Consider the following 15,411-nt stretch of genomic DNA (forward strand, 5'->3'; position numbering starts at 1 on the left):
GTCAGGACGTTAACCCATCCCGGCGGCCAGCGTCGCCGGGCGATAAAGGATGATGCATGTCTGATAATATCTCTGTTTCTCCGGCGCTTGCCGCCGGGGTGCGAGCACCTGCACCCGCCAAATCGTTAAGTTTCCTCGAAGGGGTGGCGATGATCGTCGGCACCAACATCGGCGCCGGGGTGCTCTCCATCGCCTACGCCTCCAGCAAGGCCGGCTTTCTGCCGCTGCTGTTCTGGCTGGTGCTGGTGGGAAGCCTGACCACCATCACCATGCTGTACGTTGCCGAATCCACGCTGCGCACCCGCGCGCATCTGCAGCTGAGCGGGCTGGCGAAGCGCTACGTCGGCGGCCTGGGCGCCTGGCTGATGTTCGCTTCGGTGTGCGTCAACAGCGTTGGGGCGCTCACCGCCTATATGACCGGCAGCGGCAAGCTGCTGCAATCGCTGCTCGGCATCTCGCCGGCGCTGGGCAGCCTGCTGTTCTTCGTGCCCGCCGCCGGCGTGCTGTACCTCGGTTTGAAAGCGATTGGCCGCGGCGAGAAGTTCATCAGCATCGGCATGGTGGTAATGTTGACCGCGCTGGTGGCGGCAACGCTGCTGAAAGACACCACCCAGATGCGCAACCTGCTGGACGGCGACTGGCGCTATATGGTGCCGGTGTTCAACGTGGTGGTGTTCTGCTTCTCGGCGCAGTACATCGTGCCGGAAATGGCGCGCGGCTTTGCCGACAAACCGGAGCAACTGCCGAAGGCGATCATCGTCGGCATGGTGGTGACGTTCATTTTGCTGGCGGCGGTGCCGATGTCGGTGATTGCGCTCAGCGGGCTGAATGATATCTCCGACGTGGCCACCATTTCCTGGGGCCAGGCGCTGGGGCAGTGGGCGTTCTTCTCCGCCAACATCTTTGCGCTGTGCGCGATGCTGACCTCGTACTGGGGATTGGGCGGCAGCTTCCTGACCAATATTTTCGACAAGTTCCGGCTGGGCAACGACGAGCTGCCGCTGCGCCGCTTCGGCGTGCTGCTGCTGGTGGTGGTGCCGCCGTTCGCGCTGGCCTACAGCGGGCTGGTGTCGTTCGTCAACGCGCTCTACTTCGCCGGGGTGTTCAGCGGGGTGATCCTGTCGATCATGCCGATGCTGATCCTGCGCGGCGCGCGCAAACACGGCGACCAAACCCCGCGCTGGCAGTGCAACTGGATCACGCATCCGCTGCTGCAGATCAGCATTGTGTTGCTGTACCTGGCCAGCGCGGTGTACGCCATCGCTTCATTGTTAGGCTATCTGCCCTCTGGATGGTGATTTGCCTTCCCTCAAGCAGTGATGTTGTTTCTCGGCATTGAGAACGGCGGCGTCGTGGCCGCCGATTTTTTTCTCACGCGCGCCGCTTTTCCGACAACGCCAGCCAGGCCTGCACCGACGGGCGCTGCCACTGCTTGTGCGCATAGTGGCGCACGCGCTCCGGCACCGTATCGCCGTGCATCACCAGCCGGTTGAGCATCAGCGCCAAATCGGTGTCGGCGATGCACCACTCCCTGAACAGATTATCCTGCCCGTGGCTCAGCAGTTTTTCCACTGCGGCGATCAGCTTGCGCGCGGCCTCCTGCGCGGCTTCGGACAGCGGCGGGAACTTGCCGTTGTTGAACACCACCTCGGTCGAGCGCTCGGCGCGGATCGGCAGCAGATCGCTGCGCAGCCAGGCCTGGATCTCGCGCGCCTTGGCGCGCAGCTTCACGTCGCGCGGGTATACGGCGTGGGCCGGGTGGATGTCTTCCAGGTATTCGGCGATCGCCGAAGACTCCGAGAGCTGGAACTCGCCGATCGCCAGCGTCGGCACCCGGCGGGTGAGCGACAGCGCCGCGTAGGCCGCCTCTTTGTTCTCTTCTTTCGCCAGGTCCACCGGCTTCACGGTGAACGGAATGCCTTTTTCCGTCAGCACGACAAAGGCGGACATGGCGTACGGGCTGAAAAATTCACTGTCGGTGTAAAGCTCGGTGATCGGTTGAGACATCGGCGGTTCCTCGGGGTTAAGGGGGGAACATTCATCATTGTTGAGGGGAGGCTAAAAATCAATCTGTTAGCCTAAAAGTTCTTTTATGACGCGGCGGACGGCGGCGCTGGCGCGACGTGATATATTTGTTGCCAACACGTGAATTGGGCCGTATCGGGTAACATGAAAACGCAGTGGATAGAACGGGTAAGAGTGGGAGTTGCGCGCCTGTGGCCGCACCCGCTGGCGGTGGGCAAGCGAGAGATGCTGATTTCCAGCGTCGGCGCCGGTTTGGGGCTGATGCTCGCCGGCTGGATCAGCCACTTTATTTTGGGTGAGGTGAACCTGTGGTTTATCGCGCCGATGGGCGCTTCGGCGGTGCTGCTGTTCGGCGTGCCCAACAGCCCACTGGCGCAGCCCTGGTCGATCGTCGGCGGCAATGCGCTGGCGGCGACGGTGGGCGTCAGCGCCGGTCTGCTGATCCCCGATCCGGGCCTGGCCTGCGGCGCGGCGGCGGCGGTGGCCATCGGCCTGATGTTCAAGCTGCGCTGCCTGCATCCGCCGGGCGGCGCGGTGGCGCTGACCGCCATCCTCGGCGGCCCCGGCATTCACCAGATGGGCTATCACTTTGTGCTGTACCCGGTGCTGCTGAACTCGGTGCTGCTGGCGGCGCTGGCCATTCTGTTCAATAACCTGGCCGGGCGACGCTACCCGCACGCGCTGGCGCCGGCGGAGGCCAAGCCGGCCAATCTGCCGATCGATGCCGTTGCCATCACCCGCGCCGATCTGCACGAGGCGCTGATGGAGGGAGATCTGTTCGATATCGACGAGGACGATCTGCAGGAGATCCTGCTGCGCGCCGAGCAGCTGGCGCATCAGCGGCAAAGCAAGGCCGCCTGATCAGCCCAGCGTTTTATCTGATGGCGGAAGGCGCGTAACCAAAACGCTTTTGAAAGCGTTCGCTAAAGCGCGCTCTGGATTTGTAGCCGCAGGCTTCTGCAATGCGGGTCATATCCCATCGGGTGGTTTGAACCAACATCATGGCGTGATGCATACGGACGTCTATCAGTAAGTCTTCGAAGCGCGTCTGTTCGGCGGCAAGACGCCGCCGCAACGTTGCCGGGCTCATCGCTAACGTTTTTCCCGCTGTTTCCGCCGTCCAGTTTTGTTCCGGAGCCTCAAAAATCAAGGTGCGCAGGCGCTGTGATGCGCTATCCAATGGCAAATGCGTGAAAACATGCCCCCGTTCGGCCAGCGCGGTCAAAAAGTCCAACAGGCGATATTGCAGGCGAATATCGCTGACTTCCTGTTTTTCCACGCTTTCAATCACGTGATAAAACGTCGCCGACAGATCTTCGTTCAGAGGCAGCGTGTTACACGCGTAGTCTGTATAGCGAATGGGGGCCGAAGCTTGCCGGTTTCGGTGAAAGGTATCCAGCAATTCTGCCGACAGCGTCAGGAATAGCGAGCGAAAAGGCCGATCGATGTCGACCGGTGTTTTGACCAAATCTGCACGGGTATTGGGGGCGATCAAGACCAGTTCGCCGGGGTTCTCCAGAGAGAAGTGGTGTGAGGCCGTTGTAATATCGAGCTGGCCGGCCACGATCAACAAGACCGTCGCTTCATGGAAGACGAATTGCGGCGTATGCAGCTGGCGTTTCAATGTCGGCTGACACACCCCGCATAGCCGGCGCCTTGACACCGGAGCCCCCGAAGGAGAATACCAAGGCAAGCGCTTCGCATCTGGCTCGCGTCTGGTTTTCATTGGCCTGGAGGAACTGTTCCGGTTCATGCTCGGCTCCTTCATGGGGTTATTTCACCCTCGGCGCTACGTTAGGATTCAGGCTGTAGAGCCCTGTCAGGCTTGCCTGGGCTAACACCGGCGCTTCCGCCAGGGCGGCATTCACATTAGCCCCTGTCAAAGGCCCCTGCACATCCAAACCGGGGGTAGCAAGCGCATAAACCGTGAAAATATAATGATGAACTAACGTATCGTTCCACGGTGGGCATGGGCCATCGTAACCGTAGTATTCCCCCTTCATCTGCTCGTCGGCGGCAAACCAACCGGTATAGTCATTGATGCCGTGGCGATAGGCTGAGGGGGCGCTTGGCCCGGCTTTGCCACGCGGCGTTACGCCGTCCGATTGAGAACCCGCCGCAATTTCCACGGTACTGGCCGGAATATCCAGCAGCAGCCAATGAAAGAAATCAACGCGCGGCAACGATGCGGGCACAACCCGACCCTCTTGATTCACATCATCACCACGGCTTGGCACGTCGGGATCATGGCAGACGATCACGAAAGACTGCGTGCCTGCAGGCACTTCACTCCAGGCCAGATGGGGGTTGCGATTTCCCGATAAAGCGACATGGTTGGCGGCATCGGGGACAGCGAAGGCGAACTCACCGGGAATGAACTCTCCTTCTTTAAAGCTTTGGCTGGTCAGTTTCATAAATGCCAATCTCCTGTTCTATTGAGCGGTATCTGCGGGTATGTGATGTCCCCATTATAAGTTTTTCAAAATAAAGTAAGGCGACAAATCCAATCAAAATAGAACCAATTACGCTCATTGTGATTGTATTTGATAGCCTTATGTTGATGGGCGACCGATTCGGTTGCTGTGCCGGTGAGAGTGCCACGGCAAACGCTGGATGGGGATGGGGTTTGGTTAATATTGGTGGGGAAGAGGCTGCTGCGCGCCGAGCAGTTGGTGCATCAGCGGCAACACAAGGTGCCTGATCAGCCAAGCGTTTTTCGGTAAAACACCACCCGTTCCGTTTCTGCAAAGCCCAGCGCCGCATGCAGGCGCTGGGAGTCCAGATTGGCGATATCGGTATCCGACGCCAGCTCGCTGCACCCCTGCTGCTTGGCCCACTCCTGCACCTGCGCGATTAAGCGCGCCGCCCAGCCCTGGCGGCGGGCGCGTTCGATGGTATAAATCCCTTCCAAAAACGCCACCGGCGACGATTCGCAGCCGTTGACATAATCGTAGCGCAGCGCGACCTCGGCAAAGCCAACGAAAGCGCCGTCCAGCCCCCGCGCCATAAACGCGGTGTGGTGCGGCGAAGCCAATATTTCGCGCATTTCTGCGCGGTGTTCTTCCCGCGGGCAGGTGGGCCACAGCGCCGAGCGCAGCGCCAGCCAGGCATCAAGGTTGTCGTGGTCGCAGTTGACGATCATGCGGTGTCCTTTTGAGTCGGAATAAATCAGGCATGCCGAAAGTGAAGTGTGGCACGGCGGAGGGAAACAAAAAAGCCACCCCGAACAGGATGGCTTGTAAGGCTGTGAAAACAGCTAAAATTTGGTGGCCCCTGTTGGGTTTGAACCAACGACCAAGCGATTATGAGTCGCCTGCTCTAACCACTGAGCTAAGGGGCCAAGCCGCGAGATTATAGGGAATCCTTAAGCGGCGGTCTACTGTTACCCGCCCGTATGTTGCTTTTCTGCACAGTTCTAGCCTGTTGTAATTGCTGGCGGATTTTGCGATAACCGCAGTAAATCCCTGCAATGGACTCACGATACTCATGGAACTTCTGGCGCCTGGCCTGAGGGTGGTGTTTTGCGGCATCAACCCCGGCCTTTCTTCCGCCCATCAGGGCTACCCTTTCGCCAACGGCAGCAACCGTTTCTGGAAGGTGATCCATCAGGCCGGCTTTACCGAGAGCCAGTTGGCACCGGAGCAGTGGCAGCAGCTGAAGGATAACGGCTGCGGCATTACCGCGCTGGTGGCGCGCCCGACGGTGGCGGCCAGCGAGCTGTCGCGTGACGAGTTGCGCAGCGGCGGTGAGGCGCTGCAAGAGAAGATCCTGCGCTACCAGCCGCGCGCGCTGGCGATTTTAGGCAAGCAGGCGTTCACCACCGCCTTCGGGGTGAAAAACGCGCCCTGGGGCAAGCAGGCGATGATGCTGGGGCAAACCGAGGTGTGGGTATTGCCCAACCCCAGCGGATTGAACCGCGCCACGTTGGAGCAGCTTACCGCCAGCTATCGCGAGCTGTTCCTGGCGCTGCAATGACACAAGGGAGTATGCGATGACATCGATAATGAAAGGCTGTGTGATGGCGCTGTTATTGGTGACCGGCGCTGCACAGGCGGGGCATTCGCCACAGGAAGCGCGCAACAAGCAGAACGTGCTGGAGTTTTATCGGCAGGGGCTGAACAACAAGGATTTTGCGGCGGCGCGGCCGTTTTTGGGGGAACAGTACAAGCAGCATAACCCCAACGCCAAAGACGGCGTGGCGGGTTTTCGTCGATTTGTCGAGCTGCTGAAAACGCGTTACCCCAACTCGCACAGTGAGGTAAAACAGGCGTTCGTCGACGGCGACTACGTGATTCTGCATGTGGAAGTCAGCGGGCGCGAAGCCGGCAAGACGGCGGCGATCGTCGATATCTTCCGTCTCGACAGCGCCGGAAAAATCGTCGAGCACTGGGACGTGACGCAGCCGGTGCCGGAGAAGACCGCCAGCGGCAACAGCATGTTCTGAGGCATAAAAAAACCCCGGCAGGCCGGGGTTTTTGTTTTGAGTGCAACCGCCGGACTTAGTCGTCCAGGAAGCTGCGCAGCACTTCGGAGCGGCTTGGGTGACGCAGCTTGCGCAGCGCCTTGGCTTCGATCTGACGAATACGCTCACGGGTAACGTCAAACTGCTTGCCAACCTCTTCCAGCGTGTGGTCGGTGTTCATGTCGATGCCGAAACGCATGCGCAGCACTTTCGCTTCGCGCGCGGTCAGGCCGGCCAGCACGTCGTGGGTGGCGGAACGCAGGCTTTCCGAAGTCGCGGAATCCAGCGGCAGCTCGAGGGTGGTATCCTCGATGAAGTCGCCCAGATGCGAATCTTCGTCGTCGCCGATCGGCGTTTCCATCGAGATTGGCTCTTTGGCGATCTTCAGCACTTTGCGGATCTTGTCTTCCGGCATCAGCATGCGCTCGGCCAGCTCTTCCGGCGTCGGCTCGCGGCCCATCTCTTGCAGCATCTGGCGCGAAATACGGTTGAGCTTGTTGATGGTCTCAATCATATGCACCGGAATACGGATGGTGCGCGCCTGGTCGGCGATGGAGCGGGTGATAGCCTGACGGATCCACCAGGTGGCGTACGTCGAGAACTTGTAGCCGCGGCGGTATTCGAACTTGTCTACCGCTTTCATCAGGCCGATGTTGCCTTCCTGGATCAGATCCAGGAACTGCAGGCCGCGGTTGGTGTATTTCTTGGCGATGGAAATAACCAGACGCAGGTTGGCCTCAACCATCTCTTTCTTCGCGCGGCGGGCTTTCGCTTCACCGATCGACATGCGACGGTTGATGTCTTTGACCTGCTCGATGGTCAGGCCGGTTTCTTCTTCGATCTGACGCAGTTTCTGCAGGCTGCGCTGCACGTCTTCAGCAACGTCTTTCAGCTTTTCCGACCATGGCTTGGCCATCGCCAGCGCCGCTTCGAACCAGGAGTCGCTGGTTTCGTTGCCGGCGAACAGGGTGACGAAGTTTTTCTTCGGCATTTTGCACTGTTCAACGCACAGCTTCATGATGATGCGTTCCTGGGTGCGAACGCGGTCCATCATGGTGCGCATGCTGTTGACCAGGAAGTCGAACTGTTTCGGCACCAGGCGGAACTGCTTGAACACTTCAGACAGCTTCAGGATCTCGTCCGCGGCGCTGGCGTGGCTGCGGCCGTTCTTTTTGATCACCAGACGCGTCGCTTCATACTGATCGCGCAGTTCGGCGAACTTCTGACGCGCCAGCTCAGGATCGATGCTGTTGTCGTCTTCGGTGTCGTCGTCTTCAGCATCCTCATCTTCTTCGTCGTCGTCTTGCTCTTCGCTCGACAGTTCGGAACCGATGTGGGTCGCGGTTGGGGCGATGTCCTCTTCCGCGTTAGGATCGACGAAGCCGGTGATCAGATCGGACAGGCGCGCTTCGCCCGCTTCGACGCGATCGTACTGCTCAAGCAGGTAGGTGATGGCTTCCGGGTATTCGGCAACCGAGCACTGCACCTGGTTGATGCCGTCTTCGATGCGCTTGGCGATGTCGATTTCGCCTTCGCGCGTCAGCAGTTCGACGGTACCCATTTCGCGCATGTACATGCGCACCGGGTCGGTGGTGCGGCCGATTTCGGATTCCACGCTGGACAGAACCTGTGCGGCGGCTTCTTCCGCATCTTCGTCCGTGCTGTTCGAGTTTTCGGCGAGCAGCAGGTCATCGGCGTCCGGTGCTTCTTCCATCACCTGGATGCCCATGTCGTTAATCATCTGGATGATGTCTTCGATCTGATCGGAGTCGACGATATCTTCCGGCAGATGGTCATTGACCTCAGCATAGGTCAGATAGCCTTGCTCCTTACCACGGGTGACAAGTAGCTTCAGCTGTGACTGCGGGTTTTGCTCCATAAGACGGTATCCACACTTCAGAGTATTTAGGTTGGTGTCGGTCGGCGAAACCGCCAACAATAGCATTTGGGGCGTTTTCGTTATCGCCGCGGCCCACTATGGCGGCACTGTGCAGGGCTCTGCCCTCGCAATTATCGGCACTTAAGCCGTTTGGTATTCAGTTTTTCTTCGCTAAAACCTGGTTGAGGGAACGGACTTCTTCACGTTCCTCCGGGCTCAGGCCGCGCGTTCTGGCCTGCGCGATCAGCGTTTCCAGCCGTTGCTCGAGCACCGAGTCGTACAGGCTGGCCAACGTATCCAAAAAGGTCTGTTCGACCATGTCCTCAACGATCATATGGTTCCAGGTCGCCAAGGTTTCAAGCTGCTGGCTGAATTTGTTGTCGCGATACAGCTCCAGCAATTGCCCGGTTGTCAGGCCCGGCTGCGCCAAACAGGTCTGCACCAGTTCGACGAACAGCGGCAATCCCGCCTGTTTGGTCTGCTCCAACCCTTCCAGCGAAGGGATAAGTGTAGCCAACTGCGGATTTTGCACCAGTAACCCTATCAGTATACGCATGGTTGTGCGTTTTAGCTGGGGCGCCTGATAAGGATTCGCATTTTCAGCCTGCTTGGGCATCAGCTTGTCGAGCTGACTGTCGTCCAGCAGCCCCAGCTTGTTGCCGAGCTCCTGACGCAGGTACAAGCGCAACGTTTCGCCCGGCACCTGAGTAATCAGCGGCAGCGCCAGCGTGCTCAGCTTGGCGCGCCCGTCCGGGCTGCTCAAATCCACCTGCGGCAGCAGGCTTTCGAACAGGAAAGTGGACAGCGGCTGCGCCTGCTCCATTCGCTGTTCGAAGGCTTCTTTGCCTTCCTTGCGCACCAGGGTGTCCGGGTCTTCGCCGTCGGGCAAAAACATGAACCGCAGCTGGCGCCCGTCGTTCAGGTACGGCAGCGCGGTTTCCAGCGCCCGCCAGGCCGCTTCGCGGCCGGCGCGGTCGCCGTCGTAACAGCAGACGACGTTGTCGGTGGCGCGGAACAGCAGCTGAATGTGTTCAGCCGTCGTCGAGGTTCCGAGCGAGGCGACGGCATAATCGATGCCGAATTGCGCCAACGCCACCACGTCCATATACCCTTCCACCACCAGCAGCCGCTGCAGGGTAGGGTGATTCTGCTGTGCTTCATACAGGCCGTACAGCTGGCGGCCCTTATGGAAAACTTCGGTTTCCGGCGAGTTCAGGTACTTGGGCATGCCGTCGCCCAGCACGCGGCCGCCGAAGGCGATGACGCGCCCGCGCTTGTCGCGGATGGGGAACATCACCCGTTCGCGGAAACGGTCGTACGAACGCCCCTGATCGTTAGTCACCAGCATGCCGGCATCGTTCAATGCGCGGCGCGAGTCGGTGTCGCGGCCGAAACGCTTCAGGGCGTTGTCCCATCCCGCCGGCGCGAAGCCGATGGCGAAATGGCGAATAACGTCGTCACTTAATCCGCGCTGCTGCAAATAGCTGCGCGCCGGTGCCCCGGAGGACTGCTGCAGTGACTGTTGATAGAACGCGCTGAGCTGTTCCATCAGTTGGTATAGGCTCTGGCGCTGATGGCGTTCGATCTGGGTCGGCCCGGTGCCCGCTTCGTAAGGCACTTCCAACCCGTGCATGGTCGCCAGCTCTTCGATGGTTTCGACAAACTCGAGTCGGTCGTAATTCATCAAAAAGTCGACGGCGTTGCCGTGCGCACCACACCCAAAACAGTGATAAAACTGCTTTTCGCCATTAACGGTAAAGGAAGGCGTCTTTTCGTGGTGGAACGGACAGCACGCGTGGTAGTTCTTGCCTTGCTTCTTGAGCTTCACGCGGGCGTCGATCAAATCGACGATGTCGGTGCGAGCCAGCAAGTCATTGATAAATACGCGCGGAATTCGTCCAGCCATAAGCCCTTACTTCATTAGCCTATAAACGAGAACAAGCCGCGCATTCCTTTCGGAAAGCACGGCCTTCGTATGCAACTACTCGGTCTGCGCGATTTTGAAAATCAGAAATTCACGCGGTGGGGTTGCCCCCGAAGAATTAATACAGACGAGTGCGGCGTGCGTTTTCGCGAGCCAGTTTCTTCGCGTGACGTTTCACAGCAGAAGCTTTAGCGCGTTTACGTTCGGTAGTTGGTTTTTCATAAAACTCACGACGACGAACTTCAGCTAAAACACCCGCTTTTTCGCAAGAGCGTTTGAAACGACGCAGAGCAACGTCAAATGGCTCGTTTTCACGTACTTTAATTACCGGCATGTGCCTCTCACCTCAATAAAATTCGGTTTGCTGCTGGCCAAGCGCCAGCCTTTTCAAAATGGTGCGGAATTTTACTCCAATGGATGCTGCTTTGTAAAGCATCACCGCAAATTGAAACCCGCGTCGCTCTGCCGCAACGTGCGCAATTTTGCACCGGGCGCTGATTATAGACTAATCAGAAAAAAATGCTCGTGTTTAATCGCTCGGGCATTTTCTGGATGAATCATCGACATAGGCGCAAGCCGGTGACAAGATGCGCCGCATCGGCGGTAAATGCGGCGGAATGTGGTAGACTGGCGGCCGCACGTGAATGATGGGAAATGTAATGCGAGTACTGGGTATAGAAACGTCCTGCGATGAAACCGGAATTGCAGTGTATGACGAGCAAACCGGTTTGTTGGCCAACCAATTATACAGCCAGGTGAAGCTGCACGCCGACTACGGCGGCGTGGTGCCGGAACTGGCCTCCCGCGATCACGTGCGCAAAACCGTGCCGCTGATTCAGGCGGCGCTGAAAGAGGCCAACCTGACCCCGGCCGATATTGACGGCGTGGCTTATACCGCCGGGCCGGGCCTGGTAGGCGCGCTGCTGGTCGGCGCTACCGTCGGGCGTGCGCTGGCGTTCGCCTGGAACGTGCCGGCGGTGCCGGTGCACCACATGGAAGGCCACCTGCTGGCGCCGATGCTGGAAGATAACCCGCCGGCGTTCCCGTTCGTCGCGCTGCTGGTCTCCGGCGGCCACACTCAGCTGATCAGCGTCACCGGCATCGGTGAATATGAACTGCTGGGCGAATCGATCGACGATGCCGCCGGCGAAGCGTTCGACAAAACCGCCAAGCTGCTCGGCCTGGATTATCCCGGCGGGCCGATGCTGTCGAAGATGGCGCAGCAGGGTACGGCGGGGCGTTTCACCTTCCCGCGGCCGATGACCGATCGTCCGGGGCTGGACTTCAGTTTCTCCGGCCTGAAAACCTTCGCCGCCAACACCATCCGCTCCAACGGCAACGACGATCAGACGCGTGCCGACATCGCCCGCGCCTTCGAGGATGCGGTGGTGGATACGCTGGCGATCAAATGCAAACGCGCGCTGGAGCAAACCGGCTTCAAACGCCTGGTGATGGCCGGCGGCGTGAGCGCTAACCGCACGCTGCGCGCCAAACTGGCGGAGATGATGCAGAAACGCGGCGGGGAAGTGTTCTATGCCCGCCCGGAATTTTGCACCGACAACGGCGCGATGATCGCCTATGCTGGCATGGTGCGGCTGAAGAGCGGCGCCAACCCGGAGCTGAGCGTGTCGGTGCGGCCGCGCTGGCCGCTGGCGGAACTGCCTGCGGTATAAAACAAAGGGCCGGATTATCCGGCCCTTACGTTATTCGTCTTTCGGCTGGTCGCCGTTATCCTCACCCGCGTCGTTTTTCTTCTTGCGGAACTTGCCCCAAATCTTGCCTTCCTGGCCGCGCCACAGGCGCTGAATATTGTCGTGATGCCGCATCAGGATCAGGCAGGAGAGCATCGCCACCGGGAAGGTGAACTGCGGTTTGAACCACCAGACGTAGAACGGGGCGATCAGCGCGCTGACGATGGCGCCGAGCGAAGAGTAGCCGCTGAGTAACACCGTCAGCAGCCAGGTGCCGGTCATCAGGCCGGTCAGATCCCAGCCGATAGGCGCGATGGCACCAAATGCCGTCGCCACGCCTTTACCGCCGCGGAAGTGGAAGAACACCGGATAGATGTGCCCAAGACAGGCGGCGATCGCCGTCAGGCCCAGATACAGCGGCGGCACATTGAGTTTGTAGGCCAGCCAGACCGGCAACATCCCTTTCAGAATATCGAACACCAGCACCGCCGCCGCCGCCAGCCGGCCGCCGATGCGCAGGACGTTGGTCGCCCCGGGGTTTCCTGAGCCATGTTCACGCGGGTCCGGCAGCCTGGCGATCCGGCAAACCAGGATCGCGCTCGAAATCGAGCCGCACAGATACGCGAAGATAATCATGCCAAGCGCGGTAGCACTCATAACGCGGTTCCGTTTAATAATGGTCGTTTTACTCGCAACATCTATGGATAATACGCACATTCCGCTGGAAGTGGTATCCGGCAAGGCCAAAAACAGAGAATGACGTGATGGATATCGTATTTATTGAAGAGCTTACCGTAATTACCACCATTGGCGTTTATGAGTGGGAACAGGGCATTCGTCAGAAGCTGGTGTTCGATATCGAAATGGGCTGGGATAACCGGCCGGCCGCCGCCAGCGACGACGTAAATGACTGTCTGAGCTATGCCGACGTCAGCGATGCCGTGATCCAACACGTGGAGTCGAACCGGTTCGCGCTGGTGGAGCGCGTTGCGGAGGAAATATCTGAAATTTTGCTCCAGCGCTTCAATTCCCCCTGGGTCCGTATTAAGGTCAGCAAACCGGGCGCTGTAGCACATGCCAATCGGGTCGGCGTGATCATTGAGCGCGGCACCCGTCCCGCATGATTTTATGTCATCTGCTTGCAACGAAAGACCGTTAACCTGGTCTTAATCCTGAGAATTGTTTTAGCGGCATTGTCTTTAAGCATTGCCGCTTTTTTATGTGATAGCCGTTATTTTATGGGGTGAGCGAAGCACATGGCAGACATGCATTCACTGTTTATTGCGTTTGTTCTTGGGGTTGTCGAGGGATTAACCGAATTTTTGCCGGTTTCTTCCACCGGGCATATGATCATCGTCGGCGAGTGGCTGGGCTTTACCGGCGACAAAGCCAAAACCTTTGAAGTCATTATCCAGCTGGGGTCGATCCTGGCCGTCGTCGTGATGTTCTGGCGCCGGTTGTTCGGTCTGATCGGCATCCATTTCGGCGGCAAGCCGGTGGAGCACGAAGGCAAAACCAGCGGCCAGCTGAAGCTGGGGCACATCCTGCTGGCGATGATCCCGGCGGTGGTGCTGGGGCTGGCCTTCCATGATTTCATCAAGTCGCTGTTTGCGCCGAAAAACGTGATGTACGCGTTGGTGGTCGGCGGCCTGCTGCTGCTGGCGGCGGAATGGCTGAAGCCGAAGAAGCCGAGCGCGGAAGGGCTGGATGACATCACTTACCGTCAGGCGTTCATGATCGGCTGCTTCCAGTGTCTGGCGCTGTGGCCGGGCTTCTCCCGTTCGGGTTCCACTATCGCCGGCGGCATGCTGGTGGGCGTGAACCGCTATGCGGCGTCCGAGTTCTCCTTCATTCTGGCTGTGCCGATGATGATTGGCGCCAGCGGCCTGGATCTGTACAAGAGCCTGCACTTCCTGACCTGGGGCGACCTGCCGATGTTCGCCGTCGGTTTCGTCACCGCCTTCGTGGTGGCGCTGGTTGCGATCAAGACCTTCCTGTCTCTGATCAAACGCATCTCGTTCGTGCCGTTCGCTATCTATCGCTTTATCGTGGCGGCCGTGGTTTACATGGTGTTCCTGTAAGCCTTCACGCCAGGAAAAAACCCCGCTCCGCGGGGTTTTTTTATGCCTGATCGTTGATGATAGTTTGGGTGAGCTTCCACTCGGCCAGCGCCTGCTGGCGGCGGCGTTTGAGCTCGTCGCGGATCGCGGTGCCCTGCAGCCCGCTGGCCACCACCTCTTTAATCGATACCGCGTTCGCCACCTGATACGCCTGACGCAGATAGTCGCCCTGCGGATAGGGATTCTCCTCAAAGCCGGTACGGCCGCGCGCGTCCGCCTCGCTGGTCAGGATCATCTGCTCCAGCCGGTGCGGCTTGCGCCAGACGTCGATGGCGTCGAACAGCTTCAATAGGGTCTCCGGCCGCAGCTTGTTCACGGTGTGGATCAGATCATGGTACTCGGCCACCAGCTTGCTCAGATCGCGCACCGGGTTGGGCACCCGCAGCCGCTGGCACAGCGCCTCAACCAGCCGCACACCGGCCGGGCCGTGGCCGTGGTGATGCGGCCAGAACGCTTTTGGCGTCAATCCCTTGCCGAGGTCATGGCACAGGGTGGCGAAGCGCACGTCCACCTCCGGCGTGAGGCGGGCGGCGATCGCCAACGCCATCAGCGTGTGCACGCCGGTGTCGATCTCCGGGTGCCACTTGGCGGGAGCCGGCACGCCGAACAGCGCGTCGATTTCCGGGAACAGCACCGCCAGCGCATCGCAGTCGCGCAGCACCTGAAAATAGACCTGCGGGCTCTGGCTTTGCAGCGCCTTTTCCGTTTCTTTCCAGACGCGTTCGGCGGTCAGCGCGGCCAGTTCACCGCTATGCGCCATCCGGCGCATCAGGGCGAGCGTTTCGTCGGCGATGCGAAAACCCAGGTGGGCGAAGCGGGCGGTGAAGCGCGCCACGCGCAGTACGCGCAGCGGATCTTCGCCGAAGGCGTCGGAAACGTGGCGCAGCACGCGCGCCTGCAGATCGGCCACGCCGCCGTAAGGATCAATCAGCTCCCCCTCGGCGGAACGGGCGATGGCGTTGATGGTCAGATCGCGCCGCAGCAGATCCTCCTCCAGCGTGACGTCCGGCGCGGCATAGCAGGTAAAACCGGTGTATCCCTGGCCGGATTTGCGCTCGGTGCGCGCCAGCGCGTACTCCTCGTGGGTGTCGGGATTGAGGAATACCGGAAAATCTTTGCCGACCTGCTGGTAGCCCAATGCCAGCAGCTCGGCCGGCGTGGCGCCCACCACCACCCAATCATGATCGACCACCGGAATGTCGAGCAGGCTGTCGCGAACGGCGCCGCCGACCAGATAAATCTGCACTGTTGACTCCTGAATATCGTGTAAGGCTCTGTCTATCAGATTACATGAATTGGCCGCGGGATGT

16 protein-coding genes and 1 tRNA gene are annotated in these 15,411 nt (G+C 59.5%); 7 read left to right on the forward strand and 10 right to left on the reverse strand.

Going from position 1 to position 15,411, the window contains the following annotated elements:
• Nucleotides 1-56 precede the first annotated feature (56 nt).
• A complete protein-coding gene (locus ACSBQS_RS17625) occupies nucleotides 57-1,298 on the forward strand; it encodes an amino acid permease (RefSeq protein WP_342164170.1) in 1,242 nt (413 codons plus the stop codon).
• 73 nt (nucleotides 1,299-1,371) lie between these two features.
• On the opposite strand, the gene yfcF is transcribed toward ACSBQS_RS17625, so the two are convergent.
• A complete protein-coding gene (gene yfcF / locus ACSBQS_RS17630; RefSeq protein WP_342164172.1) occupies nucleotides 1,372-2,007 on the reverse strand; it encodes a glutathione transferase in 636 nt (211 codons plus the stop codon).
• A 162-nt stretch (nucleotides 2,008-2,169) separates the two neighbouring features.
• Between yfcF and ACSBQS_RS17635 the strand changes: the two genes are divergently transcribed.
• A complete protein-coding gene (locus ACSBQS_RS17635) occupies nucleotides 2,170-2,886 on the forward strand; it encodes an HPP family protein (protein WP_197666800.1) in 717 nt (238 codons plus the stop codon).
• Between the two features lie 13 nt (nucleotides 2,887-2,899).
• On the opposite strand, the gene ACSBQS_RS17640 is transcribed toward ACSBQS_RS17635, so the two are convergent.
• The 4 genes from ACSBQS_RS17640 to ACSBQS_RS17655 form a co-directional block, all read right to left on the reverse strand.
• Nucleotides 2,900-3,778, reverse strand: a complete 879-nt coding sequence (locus ACSBQS_RS17640) for an AraC family transcriptional regulator (RefSeq protein ID WP_197787427.1) — start codon at nucleotides 3,776-3,778, stop codon at nucleotides 2,900-2,902.
• A 19-nt stretch (nucleotides 3,779-3,797) separates the two neighbouring features.
• Complete coding sequence (locus ACSBQS_RS17645) at nucleotides 3,798-4,439, reverse strand: YbhB/YbcL family Raf kinase inhibitor-like protein (protein WP_434991257.1); 642 nt, start codon at nucleotides 4,437-4,439, stop codon at nucleotides 3,798-3,800.
• Between the two features lie 287 nt (nucleotides 4,440-4,726).
• The gene (gene aac(6'), locus ACSBQS_RS17650; protein ID WP_033651281.1) at nucleotides 4,727-5,167 is read right to left on the reverse strand and encodes an aminoglycoside 6'-N-acetyltransferase; all 441 of its coding nucleotides are present in this window, start codon (nucleotides 5,165-5,167) and stop codon (nucleotides 4,727-4,729) included.
• A 122-nt stretch (nucleotides 5,168-5,289) separates the two neighbouring features.
• Nucleotides 5,290-5,365: transfer RNA gene (locus tag ACSBQS_RS17655), tRNA-Ile, on the reverse strand.
• Between the two features lie 146 nt (nucleotides 5,366-5,511).
• Between ACSBQS_RS17655 and mug the strand changes: the two genes are divergently transcribed.
• Both mug and ACSBQS_RS17665 read left to right on the forward strand, forming a co-directional pair.
• Nucleotides 5,512-6,000 (forward strand): G/U mismatch-specific DNA glycosylase, encoded by a 489-nt coding sequence (mug, locus tag ACSBQS_RS17660; protein ID WP_033644588.1) that lies wholly within the window; start codon nucleotides 5,512-5,514, stop codon nucleotides 5,998-6,000.
• A gap of 16 nt (nucleotides 6,001-6,016) precedes the next feature.
• A complete protein-coding gene (locus ACSBQS_RS17665) occupies nucleotides 6,017-6,469 on the forward strand; it encodes a nuclear transport factor 2 family protein (protein ID WP_197666946.1) in 453 nt (150 codons plus the stop codon).
• A gap of 55 nt (nucleotides 6,470-6,524) precedes the next feature.
• Here the strand turns inward: ACSBQS_RS17665 and rpoD are convergent, their stop codons facing one another.
• From rpoD to rpsU, 3 genes are all read right to left on the reverse strand, one after another.
• Complete coding sequence (gene rpoD / locus ACSBQS_RS17670) at nucleotides 6,525-8,366, reverse strand: RNA polymerase sigma factor RpoD (RefSeq protein WP_025304326.1); 1,842 nt, start codon at nucleotides 8,364-8,366, stop codon at nucleotides 6,525-6,527.
• 157 nt (nucleotides 8,367-8,523) lie between these two features.
• Nucleotides 8,524-10,272: a DNA primase gene (gene dnaG, locus ACSBQS_RS17675; protein ID WP_033651286.1), complete on the reverse strand. Its 1,749-nt coding sequence runs from the start codon at nucleotides 10,270-10,272 to the stop codon at nucleotides 8,524-8,526.
• A gap of 136 nt (nucleotides 10,273-10,408) precedes the next feature.
• Complete coding sequence (gene rpsU / locus ACSBQS_RS17680) at nucleotides 10,409-10,624, reverse strand: 30S ribosomal protein S21 (RefSeq protein WP_001144069.1); 216 nt, start codon at nucleotides 10,622-10,624, stop codon at nucleotides 10,409-10,411.
• A gap of 325 nt (nucleotides 10,625-10,949) precedes the next feature.
• Here rpsU and tsaD point away from each other — a divergent pair, with 325 nt between their 5' ends.
• Entirely contained in the window at nucleotides 10,950-11,963 is a 1,014-nt protein-coding gene (tsaD, locus tag ACSBQS_RS17685) for a tRNA (adenosine(37)-N6)-threonylcarbamoyltransferase complex transferase subunit TsaD (RefSeq protein ID WP_172755716.1), read from the forward strand.
• Between the two features lie 30 nt (nucleotides 11,964-11,993).
• Here the strand turns inward: tsaD and plsY are convergent, their stop codons facing one another.
• Nucleotides 11,994-12,638 carry a glycerol-3-phosphate 1-O-acyltransferase PlsY gene (gene plsY, locus ACSBQS_RS17690; protein WP_047026476.1) on the reverse strand — a complete coding sequence of 215 codons (645 nt, stop codon included), beginning with the start codon at nucleotides 12,636-12,638 and terminating at the stop codon, nucleotides 11,994-11,996.
• A gap of 107 nt (nucleotides 12,639-12,745) precedes the next feature.
• On the opposite strand from plsY, the gene folB reads away from it, so the two are divergent.
• A complete protein-coding gene (gene folB / locus ACSBQS_RS17695) occupies nucleotides 12,746-13,105 on the forward strand; it encodes a bifunctional dihydroneopterin aldolase/7,8-dihydroneopterin epimerase (RefSeq protein ID WP_015379095.1) in 360 nt (119 codons plus the stop codon).
• Nucleotides 13,106-13,237: 132 nt separating this feature from the next.
• A complete protein-coding gene (gene bacA / locus ACSBQS_RS17700; RefSeq protein ID WP_033644592.1) occupies nucleotides 13,238-14,062 on the forward strand; it encodes an undecaprenyl-diphosphate phosphatase in 825 nt (274 codons plus the stop codon).
• Between the two features lie 40 nt (nucleotides 14,063-14,102).
• Here bacA and ACSBQS_RS17705 read toward each other — a convergent pair whose 3' ends face one another.
• Complete coding sequence (locus tag ACSBQS_RS17705; RefSeq protein WP_072626962.1) at nucleotides 14,103-15,347, reverse strand: multifunctional CCA addition/repair protein; 1,245 nt, start codon at nucleotides 15,345-15,347, stop codon at nucleotides 14,103-14,105.
• Between the last annotated feature and the right edge of the window lie 64 nt (nucleotides 15,348-15,411).

The organism is Serratia sp. H402Y, from assembly GCF_051172415.1.
GTDB lineage: Bacteria > Pseudomonadota > Gammaproteobacteria > Enterobacterales > Enterobacteriaceae > Serratia > Serratia ureilytica.